9 protein-coding genes are annotated in these 17,807 nt (G+C 48.0%); 7 read left to right on the top strand and 2 right to left on the bottom strand.

Going from position 1 to position 17,807, the window contains the following annotated elements; genetic code table 11:
* Positions 1–227 precede the first annotated feature (227 nt).
* The 6 genes from HGH90_RS25645 to HGH90_RS25670 all read left to right on the top strand — a co-directional run bounded on the left by HGH90_RS25645 (position 228) and on the right by HGH90_RS25670 (position 11,755).
* On the top strand, positions 228–3,431 hold the full coding sequence (locus tag HGH90_RS25645) for a SusC/RagA family TonB-linked outer membrane protein (protein ID WP_169192187.1): 3,204 nt from the start codon (positions 228–230) through the stop codon (positions 3,429–3,431).
* A 42-nt stretch (positions 3,432–3,473) separates the two neighbouring features.
* Positions 3,474–5,246 carry a RagB/SusD family nutrient uptake outer membrane protein gene (locus tag HGH90_RS25650; protein WP_169192188.1) on the top strand — a complete coding sequence of 591 codons (1,773 nt, stop codon included), beginning with the start codon at positions 3,474–3,476 and terminating at the stop codon, positions 5,244–5,246.
* A gap of 31 nt (positions 5,247–5,277) precedes the next feature.
* Positions 5,278–6,294, top strand: coding sequence for an IPT/TIG domain-containing protein (locus tag HGH90_RS25655; protein WP_169192189.1), 1,017 nt, complete (start codon positions 5,278–5,280; stop codon positions 6,292–6,294).
* A gap of 95 nt (positions 6,295–6,389) precedes the next feature.
* On the top strand, positions 6,390–7,847 hold the full coding sequence (locus HGH90_RS25660; protein WP_248277064.1) for a glycosyl hydrolase family 28 protein: 1,458 nt from the start codon (positions 6,390–6,392) through the stop codon (positions 7,845–7,847).
* A gap of 64 nt (positions 7,848–7,911) precedes the next feature.
* Positions 7,912–9,753: a glycoside hydrolase family 97 protein gene (locus HGH90_RS25665; protein WP_169192190.1), complete on the top strand. Its 1,842-nt coding sequence runs from the start codon at positions 7,912–7,914 to the stop codon at positions 9,751–9,753.
* Positions 9,746–11,755: an alginate lyase family protein gene (locus HGH90_RS25670; protein ID WP_169192191.1), complete on the top strand. Its 2,010-nt coding sequence runs from the start codon at positions 9,746–9,748 to the stop codon at positions 11,753–11,755. The genes HGH90_RS25665 and HGH90_RS25670 overlap by 8 nt, the downstream gene beginning before the upstream one ends.
* Positions 11,756–11,808: 53 nt before the next feature.
* On the opposite strand, the gene HGH90_RS25675 is transcribed toward HGH90_RS25670, so the two are convergent.
* Complete coding sequence (locus tag HGH90_RS25675) at positions 11,809–14,601, bottom strand: T9SS type A sorting domain-containing protein (protein WP_169192192.1); 2,793 nt, start codon at positions 14,599–14,601, stop codon at positions 11,809–11,811.
* A gap of 835 nt (positions 14,602–15,436) precedes the next feature.
* Positions 15,437–16,276: an AraC family transcriptional regulator gene (locus HGH90_RS25680; protein WP_169192193.1), complete on the bottom strand. Its 840-nt coding sequence runs from the start codon at positions 16,274–16,276 to the stop codon at positions 15,437–15,439.
* A gap of 140 nt (positions 16,277–16,416) precedes the next feature.
* Between HGH90_RS25680 and xylA the strand changes: the two genes are divergently transcribed.
* A complete protein-coding gene (gene xylA, locus HGH90_RS25685; protein ID WP_169192194.1) occupies positions 16,417–17,745 on the top strand; it encodes a xylose isomerase in 1,329 nt (442 codons plus the stop codon).
* Positions 17,746–17,807: the final 62 nt, after the last annotated feature.

Consider the following 17,807-nt stretch of genomic DNA (forward strand, 5'->3'; position numbering starts at 1 on the left):
TTCACCCCCCTTTTTATGCGATTACTCCCCCTTATAGTTGGGGGGTGTTGTTGTTTACTTTGCATACTGGCCAGCGGTATTTATCAATCAAAAATTTAATGACACGTTATGACAACCATTCTATGTTTTATGAATGATCGACGAGTCGATTATCCTTGATTATTTGTCAGTGAATAAACTGTATTGAAGATTTATTATCCACGTTCAACGCCACTAAAAAAACTGGTATGCGTAAAAACAGACTATTACCAACATGCGCCGGATTCCTCGGGACATTGCTATTGCTTTCATCTGCCAATCTCCTGTCGGCCCAGGTAAAACCAACCATCACCGTTTCCGGTAAACCAATCAAAACTATTTCCGGCAAGGTTGTAAGCGCCGAAACAGGGGAACCGCTGATAGGGGCTACTATCATCCTGAAGGGTTCCAACCAGGGAGCAACTGCCGATAAAAACGGCTTTTTTTCCCTGCCTGCTGCTGCTCCGTATACCACCCTGGTGGTAAGCTATCTGAATTTTGAGAAACAGGAAGTATCCATTACCACGGGCGTCCTGGATATCAGGCTAAAGCCATCCGGGAATATGAGCGAGGTGGTAGTGGTGGGTTATGCCAAACAGAAAAAGGCGACGCTCACGGGCGCGGTAGAACAGGTGTCCGGAAAAACCTTTGAAAGCCGGGCTGTTACCAATGTGGCGTTAGCCTTGCAGGGGCAAACGCCGGGACTGATCGTTACCAGGAGTTCTCCCCGTCCCGGCAACGAAGGTATTGCCCTCCGTATCCGCGGCGCTTCCTCTGTAAATGGCAGCGACCCCCTGATTGTAGTGGACGGTGTTCCCGTTCTCAATGCCTACTCCTTTCAGAACCTCAACCCGGACGATATCGAAAGCATATCCGTACTAAAAGACGCATCTGCCGCCATTTACGGTTCCCGTGCAGCCAATGGGGTTATTCTTGTAACCACCAAAAGGGGCCATGGTAAACTTAAAGTAGACTACAACGGCAATATGCGCTTTGTTACGAATGGCATCACCGGCTATTCTCCCAGCATGCAGGAATATGCTACCATGTGGCTGGAGGCAAATAAGGAAGAAACCATGCCTAACTGGTGGGTATGGGGAAGTGAGGAAACCCTGAAGAAAATGCAGCAGGGCATTGAAGGCGCATACCCTTTGTACGGTACCGACTTTTACATCTATAACGCCAACAGGATAAAGGAAATGTTTGCACCCCGTTATTCTTATCAGCATAATTTAAGTCTTTCCAACAGCTCGGAGAAATCTTCCTACCGCCTGTCCTTTGGTTATGCAGATAATAAGGGTAATCTCGCTACCGCTTACGATGGCCAGAAACAGTACAATGCCAGGTTTAACTACGATTACAACCTGACAAAATACCTGAAGCTGGAAACTAATATCAGCCTGATCGATGCTAAAACGAGCGAACCAGCCGTAGGATTGGATAATACGCTCTATGCCTACGATATGCCTTTCTATCCGGCTAAAAATCCCTATGGCAATTGGTTCGCGACTTTCAATGGGGTGGATGCAGGCGCTAACAGGAATGCAGCAGCCATGACTTCCGCCGGCGGAAGAAGCAACAAAAATTCCCTGACAGGTCGGGTAGACGTGAAAGCAACTTACCAGATCACTAATGACCTGTCGCTAGAAGGATTAGCCTCCCTCCAGAACGAAAGGTTTAACCAGGAACGCTACGTACTGCCGGTGCAGTTATATAATTGGTACAATGTACCTACCAGTATCGGTCTTAATACCGGCGGCACCAATAATGTTTACTATACCTATGCCTGGCAAGGGATGTATCAGTACTATTCAGGATTGTTGCGCTACAATAAAACGCTCGCATCGAATCATCATCTTGCCGCCATGGCGGGCATCAATGCCGAAAAAAATAACTCACAATGGGTATCGGCACAGCGTGTAGGCTTTACCGATATGGGCGTGTACGATATCAGCCTCGCATCTACCACCACGCAAACGAACGCAGGATCCAAAAGCCTGAATGGCCGCTACTCTTATCTCGGCCGGTTGAATTATGATTACAAGGAGAAATACCTGGTAGAATTGGTGGGAAGAAGAGATGGTAATTCCAGGTTCGCCTCCGGATATAAGTTCAAGAACTTTGGAACCCTGCAGTTGGGATGGGTGTTTACCAACGAGGCATTCATGGAAAACCTCCATTCTGTTGTTAGTTTCGGTAAGGTACGCGCCACCTACGGTACTACCGGAAATGAAGCATCCGGGCTGGGGGCATTCGACTACCTGTCTACCGTCAATATCGGTACCGCCGTACTGGGATCACCCGCCACACAGCAACAGGGAACAAGCCTGAATAATAATGGCCTGATCAGCTATAACAGGACCTGGGAAAAAGTAAAGCAGCAGAATATTGGGGTGGACCTGAATCTCTTCTCCAACAAGCTGTCTACCAACTTCGACTATTTCGTTAAAGAAAATATCGGTATGCTGGTGGATGTAACCTATCCTTCCGTGTTGGGCGGCGCTGCACCGAAGACGAACAGCGGCAGGTTCAAAACCAAAGGCTGGGAGTTCATACTCGCCTGGAAAGATTCAAAGAAAGACTTCAGCTACAACGCTTCATTTAATATCAGCAATACCCGTACAGCAGTGAGCGGAGTACAGGGACGCGACAGCTATAACGCCGGACGTAATGATATCGTGAATGGGTATCCCTACCAGTCGTGGTTCGTTTACAAAACCAACGGATACTTCCGGGATCAGGCAGAGGTAGACGCCTACTATGCTACCTATGGCGGCAGTACATTGTTGGCCGGTCTGCCACAAAACAACCAGGCGGTGGCGCTACGTCCGGGAGATACTAAAAAAGTAGATGTAGCCGGCACAAAGAATATTACCAACATCGGGAATGAAAAAAGCTCACTCGTATATGCCGGCGATGGTACTCCCCATTTCACCTTCGGCCTTAACCTGGGCGCATCCTGGAAAGGCTTCGATTTGTTCACCACTTTCCAGGGACAATGGAAGCAAAACATCATGCGGGATGGGTATATGTCTTATCCTTTTGCAGCCATATGGACCAACCAGAATCCGTCATTCCTTGGAAAAACCTGGACAACCAGTCATACAGATGCCATATATCCACGCCTGACCACCAACGGAGCCCGCGCCAACTGGAATTATGGCTATAATGATTTCATGCTGCAAAACAACCGTTATATCCGCCTGAAATCGTTGATCCTGGGTTACACATTGCCGCAACGATGGACCGAAAAAGCAAGACTCAACAGGGTTCGTGTATACTTCTCCGGTAATGACCTCTGGGAATGGACTTCTATCAAAGACGGTTTTGACCCTGAAATGGGAGAATCGTCCATCAACAGTGGTTATCCATTTGGAAGAACCTGGTCCTTTGGGTTAAACCTGGGATTATAGGGCATTTATCATCATAACGGCAACTTGCCAAAAACTGAATTCATGAAAACGATACTTAACAATATTATCATAGGAGGCCTCTGCCTTGCCATGGTGGCCTGCCAGAAGAGTTTTATTGACCTGAATCCCAATGCACAGTTTACCGATGCAGCGTACTTTAAGAAGCCATCTGATTTCAAAGATTTCGCCACGGGGTTATACGGCCAGATGCCCCGCTGGAGCTTCGGCTCTATGGATAACGGGTCTGACATCTCCGCCAATTCCAATGGTAATGGCAGCGATATCGGTACCGGCACCATCGCAGTGGGCAGCACAAACTGGAGCTACGATGGCATACGCAGCTGCAACATCCTGTTATCAAAGGCGGCGGCATACACCGGTACCGGCGACATCAGTCAGTACGTATCAGAAGCCTATTTCTTCCGTGCGTTCGCTTACTTCAACCTCCTTAAAACCTATGGCGGGGTACCGCTGGTAACAACGGTACTGGGTGTAGAATCGCCCGAGCTGTATAATAAGCGTAGCAGCCGTTACCAGGTAGTGGCCCAGGTATTGGCCGATCTCGATCTCGCCATTGCGGGATTGCCGACAGAACAGAATATTGGCGCGGTAGACAAGGGTAGAATCAGCAAATGGGCTGCCATGGCGTTCAAGGCACAGGTAGAATTGTATGAAGCCACCTGGGAAAGATATGTGGGTCAGTCGACGGATGGCGATGGCAGCAGCAGCGGCGCCGGTACGACGGGATATGATCCTGCCAATGGCAGCAAGTACCTGAAAGATGCCGTGAACCTTTGTGAGCAGGTGATGGACAATGGCGGATATGAGCTGTGGAACAAAAACAGCGATACCAAAATGGCCAGTTTAAGTTCCTGGTATTTATTTAACCTGGAAGATGAAGGAAGTAATCCCGGTGGCTATAACAAGCAAAGCAACAAGGAATTTATTCTTTATACAGTGTATGACTATACGCTGAGGCAATCCGGCATCAATATATCATGGACTGTCTCACAGTTGTATCCCAGCAGAAAGTTTGTGGATATGGCAGTGTGCACGGATGGATTGCCACCCGCCAAATCCCCCCTGTTCCAGGGATATCATACCACCACCTCCGAATTTGAGAACAGGGACTTACGTCTGCTGAACTACCTGTACGCATCAACGACGGCGCCTTCTACTGTAACGCTCGACTATGGCGGTCTTGGGTTTGGTGGCTATGGCAACAGCAAGTATGGCGTATATGGTTTTGGCAGCCGCAGGATTGACCGTACAGAATCCGCTAACTGGCCAGTTATCCGCCTGGCAGAGGTATACCTGACCTACGCAGAGGCATTGGTAGAATTGAATGGTAATATGTCTGATGCACAGCTGGACGCTTCGATAAATAAGCTCCGCGACCGTGCTGGCGTAGCGCATCTGACCAATGCGCTGGCAGCGGCAAATGGCCTGGTGATGAAAGAGGAAATCAGGCGAGAACGTACCGTGGAGCTGTATCGCGAAGGCAAACGTTTCGATGACCTGAAGCGCTGGGGCATATTGGAGGCATCATTGAATCCATCCAGGCTTGGCAGGGTAGTGGGGGATGCATCCTATGAAACGCCATTCAAAGATGCGGCAGGCAATCCTACGGCGGCGTATAAGCCTTCCAGCTTTGTTTTCGGAGAAGAAACGGCGGCAACACCGGCAGGTATGCTGAAATGTGTAGTGGTGGGTAGCTCCCGGAATAACAGCGTGGCAAAAAAACACTACCTGTACCCAATCCCCACATCGCAGATGATTTTGAATAAGAACCTGCTGCAAAATCCGGGGTATTAAAAGTTTTCATTTCATTATCAACTGACCTTTTATGACAACTAGAAATATTTTCAGCAGCCTGCTGCTGCCAGGACTGCTCCTGGTCACAGGCAGCTTCCTTTCTTCCTGTGAGAAAGATGCCCAATTCAGGGAATTCAATTATCCGGCTCCCATAGTAAAGGACTTTTTACCAAAGCAGGGATATCCATTAGGCGATGTAACCATAACAGGACAGGACTTTGGAGAAGTGGTAGGTGCGGTAAGGGTATATTTTGGCAATGTACGGGCAGATACGGTGAGAAGTGTTACCAATAATAAAATTGTAGTGCAGGCGCCCGCCAAAGGCATTACCGGCATCATCACTGTTGAAATATTTGGCAAGCGGGATTCAATACCACAGGTGTTCACTTTTAAACCTGGCGCCCGTTTGGTATCTATGAGCAGCAATAAAGCCGCGGTGGGAGACGAGATCACCCTGACTGGGAGCAATTTCGGAACAGATAAGTCCCTGGTACATGTATTCGTGGGCGCCAAGGAAGCTGCGGTGGTGAGCGTTGCGGCAGACCAGGTAAAATTTCAGGTCCCGGATGCTCCCCCGGGAACGGTAGCCCTGGTGGTTGATGGGCAGCGCCTGCTGGGACAATACCTGTTGGTAAATGCTGAAAAGCTTACAGGTACACTGTTTGGGCATTCAGGTTCCTGGTCAAATAACCCGGCAACAGTAATTACCGCCGCAGTAGATGGCAATCTTAATACCTATGTGGATGCGCCCTCTGCCACCGGTTATGTTGGATACGATATGGGAGAAGGGAAATCAGCTGTCCTGAAATCGATACGTTATGCGCCAAGGAATGGCAGTGCGGGGAAGATGGTTGGTGGCCAGATACGAGGGGCCAATGATTCGTCATTATCCGACTACGTGGTGCTGTATACGATTGCTACCGCGCCCCCTTCTGGTACGTACACCGAAGCAACAGTTGCTGTTACTAACAGGTATCGCTATATCTATTATTATTCACCAGCCGGCAACTGTAATATCTCCGAAATAGAGTTCTACGGCAGCCGTTAATTCAGCTATTGCGCGGCTGGAAATGAAGCCGCGCAATCCTGCATAATACATTAAAAGCTTGCCTGGCTGGTATTTACATAATAAATTTCACACGGATGAATTTCGATTGGGCATTGACCAAACTAACTGGTATTATTACAGGGGTGTTGTTTTCAGCAATATGTATGGCGCAGCCACCGCAATTGACGGTTTACCCCTTTCCCGGGAAGGAATCGGGGAACGCTGTACACAATGGCGATTTTACGGTGAAAGTACGTCTCCCCGGAGGCCGGTGGCAGGACCTGTACGAGTATAATGTAAAGGTCGACGAGGTAAGAGGCGTGAACCACCAGGTAGAAAATGCTTCTATGGCAGCCTTTGATTTTTCGGGCAAGGTAGAAGTGGCTGTTTCCAGCAACAGGGAGAAGGTTACCCAGGCGGTAATACGGCCGCTTTCATATGGTATTCATCATAAGATAGTGAACAATACGGTTTACTTCCATCTTCTTCACCCGAAAAATCTCTCTATAGAAATAAATGGTGATAAATTTCATAATCTCCATTTGTTTGCCAATCCTATACAAACCATTATCCCGGACCCGAAAGATGCGCAGGTAATATATTTCGGGCCGGGTTTCCATGTACTTAAAGGCGGGGCCCTGAACATAGCCTCCGGCAAAAGCGTATACCTCGCCGGTGGGGCGGTGGTAAAGGGCCATTTTATAGTAGATAGTGTGAGAGATGTGAAGATAACAGGCCGGGGTATTATTGAATCACCCGGACGGGAAGGCGTTAGCATTTCGCATGCAAGAAATATATTGCTGGAAGGTATTGTACTTACGCAATGCCCCATAGGCGGCTCGGACAGCGTTGCCGTCAGAAATGTAAAAAGCATCAGTTCTTATAAATGGGGCGACGGCATGAACGTGTTTGCCAGCAATAATGTTTTGTACGATGGTGTGTTCTGCCGCAATTCGGATGACTGTACCACAGTGTATGCTACCCGAAAAGGTTTTACCGGCGGATGCCGAAATATTACCATGCAACATTCCACGCTCTGGGCAGATGTGGCACATCCTATACACATCGGCATCCATGGCAATACTCCGCACCCGGATACGATCGAAAATGTACATTATATCGATATCGATATCCTGGAGCACCAGGAAAGGCAGGTGGATTACCAGGGCTGCATGGCCATTAATGCGGGTGACAATAACCTGGTAAGAGACATATCCTTTGAGAATATCCGCGTAGAGAATATCAGATGCGGACAGTTGGTACACCTGCAGATTCCGTTTAATAAGAAGTACTGTACGGCGCCCGGCAGGGGAATAGAAAATATACTGTTTAAAAATGTAACCTACCATGGCAACAACCCTGAACTATCTGTTATCACCGGTTACAGCGAAGATCGCAGGATCCGTAATGTGGTATTCGAAAATCTGAATATCAACGGTACGCTGATGGCTGATAACATGAGCGGAAAACCAGGTTGGTATAAAACTGCCGATATGGCAAGGATGTTCGTAGGCGAGTTCGTGGACAGCCTGGTGTTCAGGAGAACAGAGTAGCTTTAGGCAGCAGTCCGTACAAGGCTTTCTGGCCCCGTAATTTATTAACCGATAAAAATTGGAAATGAGTAAAATGTTTTTTGGATTGAAGTCACTGGGCGTATTGAGCTTCACATGCCTATTGCAGTGTGGGCTGCTTTCCGCGCAAAAGATATATTCCATATCGTCTCCCGGCAACACCACTGTTTTGGCAGTAAGCGCTCCCGGTGGAAAACCAGGCTATCAGCTATCTTTCAAAGGTAAAAGAATCACTGGCTGGTCAGCACTTGATATAGCCGTTGATGGCGTTTCTTTAAGCAATGCTGAAATTACCCGCTATGATAAACCGGTACTGCATCATGACTCTTTTGCAAGTCCCCTGGGAGAACAGGATTCGCTTCATAGTATTTATCAGCAGGCGAGATTGCGTCTGAAGACTACTGCCGGCCTTTCTGTGACTATAGATTTCCGGGTAATGGACAGCAGCGTGGCATTCCGTTACACCGTTGCTGCCGGTGGCGCAGTGCCACATGAACTCCGGGAGTTCACCACTTTTGCATTCCCGTCTTCTCCGCTCATCTATCAATACAACCAGGAATCCGTTTTTACACCAACACGAGTAGATACTTTCAGCACTACGACGGATTTGCCGGTGACTATTAAATCGAACGGAAATTATTGCCAGGTAGGGGAGGCTGTAAACCTGGACTATACGAAAGCGGAATTGGTTCGTGGTGCAAATGGAAATACCCTGGTAATAAAGTTTCCACGGGATACGGCTGTACGGTTTTACAACAACATTGAAACACCCTGGAGAACCCTGAGTGTGGCTGGTTCCGCCATTGCGTTGGCTCATTGCCGTACGTTGAGTTTAAAACTGGCAGATGCTCCCACGCCAGGCGATTGGTCGTGGGTTAAAGGAGGCAAACTTATCCGCGCGCAGTTGAACACGCAGAGTGGTCTCGACTGCATCGATTTTGCCGTAAAGCACCATTTTCAATATATTATGTTTGATGCCGGCTGGTATGGCGCTGAGTTTCGGTCATCATCTGATCCTGGTCAGGTAATCCCGGCCATTGACTTGCCAAGGGTGATAGCGTATGGAAAAGAACACCATATCGGCGTTGTCCTTTACGTAAATTATATAGGGCTGAAAGCTAAACTGGATACTATTCTTCCACTGTATAAACAGTGGGGAGTGGCAGGCCTTAAATTCGGTTTTGTGGACGGGCTTACACAATCGGGCCTTACCTGGTTGTCACAGGCTATTAAAAAAGTACAGCAGTACGGCTTTATACTGAACATTCACGACAATTATAAACCCACCGGCCTGAGTAGAACCTATCCTGCCCTGCTGACACAGGAAGGTATCCGGGGAGATGAAAACAGCCCCGACGCATTTCATAATACCACGCTGCCATTTACCCGTTACTTTGCCGGCGCTGCGGATTTTACTTATTGTTTCCCCAACCCTAAAAACACTTTTTCAAAGAATATCAAAGTTTCAAAAGCACAGCAGCTGGCACTAAGCGTGGTTTATTACAGCCCGCTGCAGGCAATATTTTGGTATGGTCAACCTAATGATTATACGAATGACAGCGAGATAGAATTTTATGACTATGTTCCTACTACGTGGAATGAATCGCATTACCTGGCAGGAGATATCGGAAAAGGCATAGCAGTGGCAAGAAGGAAAGGAGATACCTGGTACCTGGGGTGCGCTGCGGGTTTGCAGGACTGGCAGGCGGTGCTGGAGCTGTCTTTTCTCCGGACCGGCGTTCCATACACGGTAACTGTTTATGAAGATGACGGCAACCAATCTATCCGGAAGAGAACCATACAGCTCAGCAGCAGGGATAAGTTGCCGCTTAAGCTATCAGCTAAAGGCGGACAGGCATTCATTTTCAGACCAGGCAATCATGAGTAGAACGTATATTTTACCGCTATTGTTTTTATTTTTTTGGGGGATGGTAATTTCATCGTCTGCCCAGGCGCCTGCTTTTGCGCACCCGGGTCTGCTGCATAGCAAAGCCGATTTGCAAAGGATGAGCGCCGCGGTTGCGCGGCAACGGTCACCGATATACGAAGGCTTCCTCGTTTTTCAAAAAAGCCCTTCCTCTCATTATGATTACCAGCTGAAAGGACCTCTGAAAGAAGTGGGAAGAAACCCTACCCGGGGGCAGGTGGATTATGACAGTGATGCCAATGCCGCTTATCAGAATGCCCTGATGTGGGCCATCACAGGCGATATGCGTTACGCGCAAACAGCGATACGTATTATTGATGCATGGAGCGATACATTACAATTAGTAACAGGGAGAGATGCGGTGCTGATGGCCGGCCTTGGTCCCTTTAAAATGGTGAATGCGGCAGAAATTATAAGACACAGCGGTGCGGGTTGGCCTGATGCGGCTGTAAAGCGCACAGCACAACATTTTCGCCGGGTGATCTATCCTGTTCTTGCTGAGTTTGCACCTTTTGCAAACGGCAACTGGGATGATGCGGCACTAAAGACGGTGATGGCTATAGGGATTTTTTGTGATGACCATGAAATTTTCGAGAAGGCTGTTCGCTATTATGTAAATGGTTGGGGCAATGGCAGCCTTACCCATTATATTATCAACGATGCAGGCCAGGTGCAGGAAACCGGACGGGATCAGGCACATACGCAACTTGGAATAGGTATGCTGGCAGAGTGCTGTGAAATGGCCTGGCACCAGGGATTAAATCTTTATGCCTATGCTAATAACCGCTTGCTCAAGGGGTTTGAATATACAGCCAGGTATAACTTAGGTTATAACGATATCCCTTATACACCTATGCTCGACCGCACCGGTAAATACTATCATACCCATCCCTCTGAAATGGCGAGGGGCAACCTGCGCGCGGTATATGAACAGGTGTATAACCACTATGTGCACAGAATGGGGCTGGAGGCGCCATTTACAAAAGCAGCCGCGGATAGGCTAAGGCCGGAAGGCCCTGGAATTCCCGGCGCAGATCATCCGGGCTATGGCACTTTATTTTACACTATTGATCCGGCAATCGACAAAATGGAATCGCTTAACCTCTCTGAGGAAAGACCCGCCGGTTTGGTATTGACGGCCAAAGCCGACGCCAGTATGCTGACGTGGGTAGGGCTTCATGGCATTTCGTCCTATGTTGTTAAACGCGCGGAAAACAAAGAAGGTCCGTATATAAAGATGGGCGTTGCTAACGGAAATTTCTTTAGCGACAGCAGTATGAAAAAGGGAGTTGTGTATTACTACACTGTTGCCGGCATCCGGGATGGAAGCGTATCTAAGGAGTCTTTACCGGTTTCTCTTGCTGGCGGCGGGCTTCCCAAAGGGTGGCGCAACAATGATATTGGAAATACCGGGGCGCCTGGCCATGCACAGTACGATGGCGACCTGGTTAGAATAGATGCCGGGGGAATGTTTACCGATAGTTTACCGGCTGCTGTAAATTATACCTACAGGGAGTTAAAGAAGAAGGACGAGATGATTATCCAGGTGTGCCCGCAACCCAGTTCTCAATTTACGACGGTGGGCCTGATGATTAGAGTTGATCTGCAGCCAGACAGCCATTTTGCAGCATGGATGCTTTACCCGGGTAAAACAAAGGAAATTGAAGCGCCGGGGTGGATGATGCAGTTAATTCAACGGCGAAATTCCGCGGCGGCAACAACTGTTATGACTAAGCAACTACTGAGGGTGCCTGCAGTAACCTATGGCCGTTTAACAGGATCTTACTGGTTGAAAGTTACCCGGTCAGGTAACAAAATAGCAGGTTTCGGGTCGTACGATGGGATTAGATGGGAACGGCTGGGAACCGTTCATTGGTCAACCGGAAGACCGGCGCTGATGGGGATAGCTGCTGCTGCTAATATTGCTGTAACCACAACTGTACGGGTTCGGCTGCGGCAGTAATAGTTCCTGGGAATACTTCGCGGGATGCATTCCCAGGAACCGGTGAATAGTTGTTACTGGACGATTAGCTTCTTCGTAAAGTTAAATGTTTTCGAATTGATGGTGACCAGGTAGAATCCCGCGCTAAGCCGTGAATTGATCTCTATTTTGTTGCCGCTACGGGCTATCTTTTCGTAAAGTATTTTGCCCTGGTTATCATAAATTCTTACGACTGTGTTTTCGGAAATTTCCGGAAGAAGAATCGTAAACCTGCCCGTACTTGCAGGATTCGGATACAGGCTAACAGCATCGGCATTAGTGTTAATCTTTGCCTGCAGCAACGAGCTGGTCATGGTGATGTTAAATGTCTGTGTGCTTTGGCATCCTCCGCTATTGGTATACGTAGCCACATAGTTTCCTGCCTGGTTGGCCTGGATATTTGAAAAGAATACTTCCCGCGTAGTGGCACTAAAATTATTCGGCCCGCTCCAGCTCCATGATCCTCCCTGTGTGGGCTGAGGGCCAAACTGTACGCTGCTGCCGGCGGCTACAGCTGCATTGGCTGTTTGCTGCCAGTTTCCGCCATTAACCTGTACGTATGGGGTAATGGCAGTAGGTGTACAGGCAGATGGATCCCAATAGATTAAACCTCTTCCTCCGCCGGCGCTCATATATACCCTGCCGGCAATGTTCATATCTCCTATCAGCAAGGGCGCGCCCGCGAACTGGTGGGCATCATCATTTATCCTGGCCCAGGTAGCGCCCTGGTCTGTTGATCTGAAAAGGCCGGTCACTCCAGACACGGTGCCCCAGATGAAAACAGTAGGATAGCCCGATCCGGGCATTGCCTTTCCTATACCAATGGTTTTACAATAAGTTACATTGGCAACAGTCGTGTAGGCGGTTCCGTAGTTGGTGGAGTATTTTAATCCATTACGGCCGAGAGGTACCCACACATGCCCTTCCAGGCCTGGCACGGTCCGGATCTGGGCGGCTTCCCATGGATAATTTGCCGTTGACGCACCTGGCGTACCTGCTACAGAAAAACTGATGCCTTTATTGGAGCTCCTCAACAACTGTCCGCTGGAGGGTTGGTATATATAAAAATAATTCGAATTTACCTGGTCGGCAACGGGGGCAGCGTCGCCGAGGGATACACCCGAACAGGCAGACCAGCTGGCTCCATTATTCGTAGTATAGTAGGTGGTGGTGGAACCTCCGGGGCAATGCAGTATCGTTCCTCCGTCGGCGCTGACGGCCACCTTTCCCTGGGAGCCCTTATTGGTAGCAACCCCCGTCCAGGTGGCACCTTTGTCGTTCGAATAATAAACAACGTTGCCTCCGTTGGAAGCTCTGACCACTTTATTGGTGTTGCCCGCCGCATACGCAATGCTTTGGTTGTTACCATCTGTGGGAGTTAATCTTTTGGCCGGATAGGACGTCAGGGGCTCATGTACAAAGCCCGTTACATCTCCAAAGGAAGAAATAAAGGAGCCTCCGGGAATGCTGACGCCGTCGAGCAACGCTGTTTCTTCAAGCCCGATCACGTCATATTTCCAGGAAGGATTTGCGGCGGTGATATCAGAACAGGTGTAAACACCTCCTCCGCCGATGACCCGCACTTTTGAAAGATTGGATTGGTCAAACTCGATACAGTCCATCCAGTTAACGGCGCCACCGTTGGTCCACGCCATCCCGTTGCTGTCATAGGTGGCATTTGTACCGTTTTTAAGGGTCCAGGTGGCTCCGCCATCAGTAGAGAGGAAAATAAAGTCTCCCCAGCCGGTACCAAACTGGTTGTTCCAATACATGCCACAAGTAGAAACGATTACCCGGTTAACATTCGTTGGGTCGATACTCACTCCCCCGTATGGATAATCCTTCGAAGAAACGGGGGTAACGTTTGTCCACACGCCGGTAGCGGTGTTGAGCTTATATAGCTTTCCATTGCCGCCACCGGATTGCGGGCCTGCGTCATCCGAATAGGTAACATACATGGTAGTTCCCTGCAGCGCTGCGCGGTGCGGCATAAAGCCAGTAGTGGCGGAAATGTCGGTAAAGGTAGCTCCTCCATCCGTGCTCTTATAGAGATTCCCGCTGCCGGTACGGGAAACGCCTATGTAAATGGTTTGGGTAGCCCCGCCCACAACGTTACTGGAAGGATCATAAACGACAAAACATATCCCGTTTTCATTGGTAGTAGTAGTAACGCCATTCCAGGCCAGGTTCCAGGTAACGCCGCCATCCGTACTTTTCCATAACCCGTTAGCCCTGGTTCCGCAGAATAGTATGTTACTGTTTTTGGGATCTACAGCAAGGCGTTCTCCGTTTCCACGTCCGTTGCCATTTCCATGCGCTTTAAATTTAGCCGTAACGTCGGTATAGGTGAACGTATTTCCTTTGTCGGTAGATTTCAATATGGCTGTCCTTCCGCCGTTGATATAGGAGGTCCCGCAGAGCATATAAACATTATTGGCATTCTGAGGGTCCAGTGCTAAGGCTTCCACGCCAATAAAGCCATTTTCAGATTCGTTAAGCCAGTCGAGCAGTTGAATCCATTTGTTATTCGCCGCATCCCAGCGGTAAGCGCCGCCTACGTCCGTCCGGCAATACCTGTCGCCGGAGGTTTTGTGGGTAATAATGCCCGTTACAAATCCGCCACCGCCAATAGGCGCGTTTTTCCAGACATAGCCGGTGGTTTGTGCATTCACTTGATAGGCTGGAAACGCCGTACCCAGGGAGAGTAAACAGAGGATGGCAAGTGCCTTTGGCCTGAACAGCGGACGCACTTTATCCGACATAAAAAATCCGCGAACAAAGGGTAACATTGCCCTGTGGTTAAATGGTTGCAGTAGTTTTGTTTTCATAAAGGTTAAGTGTTTTAAGTAAATCAAGCCGGAAAAGGCAAAGGCGACAAGATTGGTTGTTCGCTTTATCGCATAGAAAGCCCGTCCGGGGCGCCACCTCATCGGCAGCAACGGTACTGTGGGTGTTTTGTCAGTAATGAAAGCTCCTTAGGCTGGAGCTGCAGTGATCCTATCTGGTAACCCTTGCTTTAACAAAGGCATCGTCACTTTCGAAAGGAAGTAATAGGGTGTACATAGCAGCTACAATCGTAAGTGAGTCGTTTTGGATGATTTCATATTTATATATTGATTGAGTACATATTGAATATAGCGACGCCGTCCCCATTTCCTTCGAAGGGCCTTTGTAATTGGGAATGGAAAACCGAAATTCATGAGAATCCTGACAGCGTGGCATCACGCGGCGGACGCCCCGGAAGGTTAATGGCAATTGTGGGTTTTTCATAACTGGAAATCTTTCTCTCAATTTTTCATAACTGGAAATCTCTCTCTCGATAAGCTGAAGTGAAACTACAAAGATGTTCTTTACAATAGGGCCCCCGAATGTTACAGATTATGGGGAGGAATGTTACAGCCCGTGTTTTTTGGAAGATATTTTCAGGCTAAACCCCTTTTTTAGGGCCGTTTCTTTTTAAATAATGGCATATTGTGATTAAGATAGCGAAATTTCTATTAAAAGATTTGTTGAGGCCAGGAGCTTTTTGTATCCTATTTCTTCGAGGCTTCATAGGGAGCCAGTTACCAAAGAGTCTGAATTGTCCCGCGGTTTATTATTTAAACTCGGCTGTCATTATGTCGTGTTGGGGCTGGCTGAAATAAGCCGCTAAGACCGGCAGGTTTAAAGTAAGTATGTTTTACGGTATTGACTGGGTGTTTGCTGCTTTACTTCCGTGAATTGTTTACTGAAATGTGCCCAGCTTTTATAGCCACTTTCATAGCAAATATCCAATATTGGCTGGTTACCGGAAGTAAGCAATTTGCAGGCATGACTTATCCGCAGGTCTCTCAGGAAATCAAAATAGGTTTTTTTGATATTCTTCTTAAAAAAGCGGCAGAAGTTAGGTATACTCATGTTAGCGATGGCTGCCACCTGCTTCAGAGTAACTTTTTCCTGGTAGTGTTTAAAAGAGAAATCGATGACTTTTTCGATGACGGGATTTACCACGTTGCTGGTATCGGTAAAATCTTCCGTGAGTATTTTATATTGTTTGGAAAGGCCTATTTTTTGAAGGCACTGCAATAGTAGCATGAGTTTTTCAAATCCTTTTTTGTGATGCATCAGTTGCATACTTTCCATTACCTCTTTTTTCAGGTTTTTTTCCAGTTGTATCCCATTGTTTTTTTGCAGTAAGGATTGTATTGCCTTCATTTCGGCCATCTGTAGCAGTCCCTCTCCCCAGCAATCATTGGTGAAATGAACCACCAGGGCGGCGCCTGTCATTTTAGGGTGATTTTTCCTGAACCAATGCGGCAGGTTGCCGGCCAGGAAAAACAGGTCGTTAACGGAATAATCACATACATAATCTCCTATCATAGCGGTGCCGTGCCCCTTCAGAATTAGGATCAGCTCATACTCAACATGCTTATGCCAGTTGGTTTCAAACTGCGGTGTTTGATAAACCCGGCAGGCAAAGCTCTGGCTGGCATCATTGGTGATTTTTTGAAGAATTGTTTTCATTTTCCCGGCAGATAGCTCATTTTATCATATAAAATGGTAAATATCACTCATTATTGATAAGATAGCATATTTTATTTCAAAAATAGCGGTTGCCAACTTTTTAAATTCAGGCAATATTTGCCTAAAAATAAATCACGTATATGAAAATAGTTACCGGAAAGAAGGAGTTTTTTAGCGGCATTCCCGCTATTCAGTATGAAGGTCCACGTACAGACAATCCCCTGGCTTATCGCTGGTATGATGAAAACAAAGTAGTAGCAGGCAAGTCTATGAAAGAGTGGTTGCGTTTTGCGGTTGCTTACTGGCATTCTTTTAATGGCACCGGCGCTGATCCTTTTGGCGAAGCTACACACCTGTTTGAGTGGGATAAAAATGCTGATCCGGTTGAGCGGGCAAAAGACAAAGCAGATGCTGCTTTTGAAATGATCACCAAGCTTGGTCTGCCTTATTATTGCTTCCACGATGTTGACGTAGTGGATTATACCAATAACATTGAGGAAAACGAAAAGCGCCTGCAAACGCTGACGCAATACCTGAAACAGAAGCAGGAAGAAAGCGGTGTTAAATTATTATGGGGTACTGCCAACCTGTTCAGTCATCGCCGCTATATGAATGGTGCAGCCACCAACCCGGATTTTCATGTACTGACCCATGCAGCCGCCCAGGTGAAAGCAGCCCTCGACGCTACGATAGCCCTGGGAGGAGAAAATTATGTGTTCTGGGGCGGCCGCGAAGGATACATGAGTCTTTTGAATACCAATATGAAGCGGGAGAAAGAGCACCTGGCCAGGTTCCTGCAGGCATCAAGAGATTATGCGCGGAAGAATGGCTTTACCGGCACTTTCTTTATCGAACCGAAACCTTGTGAGCCTACCAAGCATCAGTATGACTATGATGCGGAAACGGTGATCGGCTTCCTCCGTCAATACGATCTGTTGAATGACTTTAAGCTCAACCTCGAGGTGAACCATGCTACTTTAGCAGGACATACCTTCCAGCACGAACTGCAGGTAGCAATTGATGCCGGTTTGCTGGGAAGCATTGATGCCAACAGGGGAGACTACCAGAATGGCTGGGATACCGACCAGTTCCCTACCAACCTCAATGAACTTACCGAAGCCATGTTGATTATCCTGGAAGGCGGTGGCTTTAAAGGAGGCGGTATTAACTTCGATGCAAAGATCAGGAGAAATTCCACCGATCCGGCCGATCTCTTCTACGCTCATATCGGTGGGGTAGACAGTTTCGCACGTGCCCTTATCACCGCAGATGCCATCCTGGAGAAAAGTGCTTATAGAAAAATCCGCCAGGACCGCTACGCGTCTTTCGATGGGGAAGCTGCAAAAACTTTTGAAGCCGGACAGGCTACCCTGGAAAGCTTGCGCGCATATGCGGTGGCTCATGGAGAGCCTGCAGTAACGAGCGGCAGACAAGAGTACATTGAAAATATCATCAATAATTACCTGTAAAATCTTATCATAAAACGATCGTCAACTCCGCCGGTATTTAACTGGCGGAGTTTTTTTGTGCT

The organism is Chitinophaga sp. Ak27 (assembly GCF_012726295.1).
GTDB lineage: Bacteria > Bacteroidota > Bacteroidia > Chitinophagales > Chitinophagaceae > Chitinophaga.

Coding starts and splice junctions, on each gene's coding strand:
- HGH90_RS25645 (WP_169192187.1), top strand. CDS start 228: ATGCGTAAAAACAGACTATTACCAACATGCGCCGGATTCCTCGGGACA.
- HGH90_RS25650 (WP_169192188.1), top strand. CDS start 3,474: ATGAAAACGATACTTAACAATATTATCATAGGAGGCCTCTGCCTTGCC.
- HGH90_RS25655 (WP_169192189.1), top strand. CDS start 5,278: ATGACAACTAGAAATATTTTCAGCAGCCTGCTGCTGCCAGGACTGCTC.
- HGH90_RS25660 (WP_248277064.1), top strand. CDS start 6,390: ATGAATTTCGATTGGGCATTGACCAAACTAACTGGTATTATTACAGGG.
- HGH90_RS25665 (WP_169192190.1), top strand. CDS start 7,912: ATGAGTAAAATGTTTTTTGGATTGAAGTCACTGGGCGTATTGAGCTTC.
- HGH90_RS25670 (WP_169192191.1), top strand. CDS start 9,746: ATGAGTAGAACGTATATTTTACCGCTATTGTTTTTATTTTTTTGGGGG.
- HGH90_RS25675 (WP_169192192.1), bottom strand. CDS start 14,601: ATGAAAACAAAACTACTGCAACCATTTAACCACAGGGCAATGTTACCC.
- HGH90_RS25680 (WP_169192193.1), bottom strand. CDS start 16,276: ATGAAAACAATTCTTCAAAAAATCACCAATGATGCCAGCCAGAGCTTT.
- xylA (WP_169192194.1), top strand. CDS start 16,417: ATGAAAATAGTTACCGGAAAGAAGGAGTTTTTTAGCGGCATTCCCGCT.